5 protein-coding genes are annotated in these 3,245 nt (G+C 66.3%); 2 read left to right on the forward strand and 3 right to left on the reverse strand.

Annotated features, from left to right (window positions below; genetic code table 11):
* Positions 1-139: 139 nt before the first annotated feature.
* Complete coding sequence (locus JOZ00_RS22650; RefSeq protein ID WP_293348328.1) at positions 140-940, forward strand: glycoside hydrolase family 16 protein; 801 nt, start codon at positions 140-142, stop codon at positions 938-940.
* Between the two features lie 10 nt (positions 941-950).
* On the opposite strand, the gene JOZ00_RS22655 is transcribed toward JOZ00_RS22650, so the two are convergent.
* Together JOZ00_RS22655 and JOZ00_RS22660 are read right to left on the reverse strand one after the other, a co-directional pair.
* Entirely contained in the window at positions 951-1,796 is an 846-nt protein-coding gene (locus JOZ00_RS22655) for an SAM-dependent methyltransferase (protein ID WP_293348331.1), read from the reverse strand.
* A gap of 32 nt (positions 1,797-1,828) precedes the next feature.
* Positions 1,829-2,467, reverse strand: a complete 639-nt coding sequence (locus tag JOZ00_RS22660; protein WP_293348334.1) for a hypothetical protein — start codon at positions 2,465-2,467, stop codon at positions 1,829-1,831.
* Positions 2,468-2,662: 195 nt separating this feature from the next.
* Between JOZ00_RS22660 and JOZ00_RS22665 the strand changes: the two genes are divergently transcribed.
* Positions 2,663-2,917: a hypothetical protein gene (locus JOZ00_RS22665; RefSeq protein WP_293348337.1), complete on the forward strand. Its 255-nt coding sequence runs from the start codon at positions 2,663-2,665 to the stop codon at positions 2,915-2,917.
* A gap of 188 nt (positions 2,918-3,105) precedes the next feature.
* On the opposite strand, the gene JOZ00_RS22670 is transcribed toward JOZ00_RS22665, so the two are convergent.
* Positions 3,106-3,245 (reverse strand): aldehyde dehydrogenase family protein (locus tag JOZ00_RS22670; RefSeq protein WP_293348340.1); only part of this gene is annotated, 140 nt, incomplete at its 5' end.

A 3,245-nucleotide genomic window follows, 5' to 3' on the forward strand; every position in this document is an offset into this window, starting at 1 on the left:
CGTGAATTCGACGTAATCCGTGAGCCGCTCCTGTGCGGCCGTCCGCGCTGGCCCGGCTGCGATTCAGAACCGTAGCGAAGGGCACTGACAATTGGCGGTTTGAGCTTCGTAGGGCGACGGCTGCTATCGTCCCTTGCTTATGCCGGAAATGGATCGCCGCAGCATGCTGTTGACGACCGGGATCGGCGTACTGGCAGCCGCGCTGCCCACGCCGAAAGCCCTGGCCGCCCCCAGCGGCCAGACCGGGACGTATATCTTCTCGGACGAATTCGACGGCGCGGCCGGCTCGGCCCCGGACGCGTCGAAGTGGACGGTGGCGCAAGCGCGCGAGACCATCAAGGACCCGACGTTCTGGGAGCGGCCCGAGAACATCGGGCAGTACCGCGACAGCCGGCAGAACGTGTTCCTCGACGGCAAGTCCAACCTGGTGCTGCGGGCGGCCAAGGACGGCCCCACGTATTTCAGCGGCAAGGTGCAAAGCGTCTGGCGTGGCGGGGCGGGCCACACGTGGGAGGCTCGGATCAAGCTGAACTGCCTGACGCCGGGCGCCTGGCCCGCCTACTGGCTGGGCAATCAGGACGAAGGCGAGATCGACGTCATGGAGTGGTACGGCAACGGCAGTTGGCCGTCAGCCACCACCGTCCACGCGAAAGCGAACGGCGGCGAGTGGAAGACCCACAACATCGCGGTGGACAGCGCGTGGCACACCTGGCGAACCCAGTGGGACGAGGCCGGGATCCGGTTCTGGAAGGACTACGCCGAGGGCGCGCAGCCCTACTTCGACGTGCCGGCCAGTTCCCTGCCGGATTGGCCGTTCAACGCTCCCGGCTACACCGCTTACCCGGTCTTCAACCTCGCGGTCGCCGGCTCCGGCGGCGGCGACCCGGGACCGGGAACCTATCCGGCGGACATGCTCATCGACTGGATTCGCGTCTGGTAACCCCGCCCGCTCAATGGGTGAGCAGGGCGGCCGCGCTCCAGGCTCTGCGGCCCGGGTGCCGCGGGTTGGGTTCCGGCAGCCAGGACCATGGGCGCATCACCATCGGTAGCCGACCGAATCGGCGGGCGGCCAGGTACAGCGCTTCCGCCTCCACGGTCCGCCAGCCGAGATTCTCGAAATAGGCCAACCCGTCCTCGGGGGCAAACTTGAACGGCGCGTTTTGCAGCATGCCGGCCATTTTCTTGTTCATCATTCGCCTCAGGCCCGGACCGGCGAAGTCGAGCATCCACCAGGCGACCTCCGGTCGCTTGATCGCCGCGGAAAGCGCCACGACATCACTGTCTTCCAGATACATCAGCAGGCCCTCGGTCAGCACCAGTGCCTTGGTTGCGCCGTCCAGCGCCTCGTTGAGGAAGGCCTGTCGGGCCGCCGCGTCGGACAGGTCGACGGCGCTGCGGGTCAGTCGGCAGCGCGGCACTTGATCGGCCAGCAGTTCCGTCTTCTCGGCCAGGAGCTTGGGCAGATCCGCCTCCACCCAGATGAAATCGGGCGGCAGGTCCAAGCGATACGGGCGGGTGTCCAGGCCGGCGGCCAGATTCAGCACCCGGTCACAGCCCGCGGCGATCGCTTCGGCGATCGCGTCGTCGATGATCTTCGTCCGCGCGACGAGCCACCAGCCGTTGCGGGTCGACCGCGGCACGCGGGCGACGATCGCCCGGCCGTGATCGCCGGCGAGCAGTCCCGCAAGGGGGTCGTTGAAGAGTGCGTCGGGGCGGGCGGATTCGGTTGCCCGGTGCAAAGCGGTCCATCTGGCGGTATCGGAGACATGGGTGATCGAATGCCCACTGCTTGACATACGTTGCGTTATAGCACCGCGCGCGACCCGCTCTACTGGCCGGCCTTGCCTCCGGCTAGCCACGCGCTGGTCACCGTCCGGGTGGCTGGAGGTGGGAGGGCGGCGTCCGGTGTGCCCAGCTGGCCGACTTTGACCGTCCACGCCGCCGACGAGCGGTCGATGCAGGTGCCCGCACCCTGGCTGGGCAACCACAGCACCGCGAGGTTGGCGTGGGGATCGCCGCAGCCGTAGACGCCGACGTACCCGTCGGCGCGTCCGCCCCACGCGCCGCCGTTGCGGAGCAGGCAACGCGTTCCGTCGTCGAGAACCAATGCGAACGGGTCCGGCGTCGCGGTCGGTTGCACGGGCGGTAGCGAACCGGTGTAGGTCACCCGATGCAGCCGCTGGTCCCAGGGATTGTCAACGCAGAGCAGCGATCCGGGCGTCGACGGCCAGCAGGTGCCGGCACCGGCCGCGCTCGGCGAGCAGTAATAGACGTTGTCCGCCACCGCCGACGGCGAGGGTGTGGTGCAGTCGCTGACGCTCGCGACGTTGCCTTGCCCAGGTGTCTCCTGATAGCCGTTGATCGGCTGGCCGCCGGGCCCGACCGCCACCGTGGTGATCGATCGGGTGGGTGGCGGATCGGCCGACGCGGCTCCGTCCGGCACGAACACGATAACGAGCGCAATCACTATCGGCGTCAACGTAATTCGCGATATCTTCACGAGCCAGCCTTTCTGAGCCGGGGCCGCTTTGGAAAGCGTAGAACGCGTGCCTCCGCGCGACGGCGGAATTCGCTTGTTTGGGATCGGTAGCCGCTCACCGGGCCTGTACTTACTCGCAGCGACGACGCCAAACCGGCGACGGCTCATGAAAGGAAGTCAGTAATGAAGATCGTGCCCGCCAGCATCGAAGAGCAGATCAACCGTGTGGACCGGCAACGCAGCCTGTACATCGGGATCAGCGCCGGCGCGCTCGCGCTGTGGAGCGCGTTCCGTCTGATCTGGACCCTCTACATTGGTATGACGTTTGGCTGGTTCCTGGGTTCGATGGCCTTCGGTCTGGTGCTGTGGGGTGTGATCGGCACCGTCGCAGCGGTGGCGTCCATCGGCTTCCTGACCCGCTACACCAAGGGGTCATAACTCGCGCCATACCGCAACGCAAAGTTCCGAACCCGTTTGGGTTCGGAACTTTGCGTTCGATCTCAGCTCGCTATCAGTTCTGCCAAGCGCTGCGGCTGATCGACTTGGACGTACGTCCGGGCGTCGTCAATGGTTTCCGGTCGCGCGTTCGGCAGCGTGCCGGCGAAAATCGTTGCGACGCAGCGTTATCAGAGCTGGATCCAGGCCGACTTCGTCTTGAGGTACGTCTCGATGCCCTCTTTGCCGAATTCGTGACCCCACCCGGACTGCTTGTAGCCACCGAACGGCACATCGTGGTCGAAGACCAACTGGCAGTTGACCTGAACGC

The organism is Mycobacterium sp. (assembly GCF_019243155.1).
Classification (GTDB): domain Bacteria; phylum Actinomycetota; class Actinomycetes; order Mycobacteriales; family Mycobacteriaceae; genus Mycobacterium.

Bases quoted from the DNA above. Each gene is read 5' to 3' on its own strand.
- JOZ00_RS22650 (WP_293348328.1), top strand. From the start codon at position 140: ATGCCGGAAATGGATCGCCGCAGCATGCTGTTGACGACCGGGATCGGC.
- JOZ00_RS22665 (WP_293348337.1), top strand. From the start codon at position 2,663: ATGAAGATCGTGCCCGCCAGCATCGAAGAGCAGATCAACCGTGTGGAC.
- JOZ00_RS22655 (WP_293348331.1), bottom strand. From the start codon at position 1,796: ATGTCAAGCAGTGGGCATTCGATCACCCATGTCTCCGATACCGCCAGA.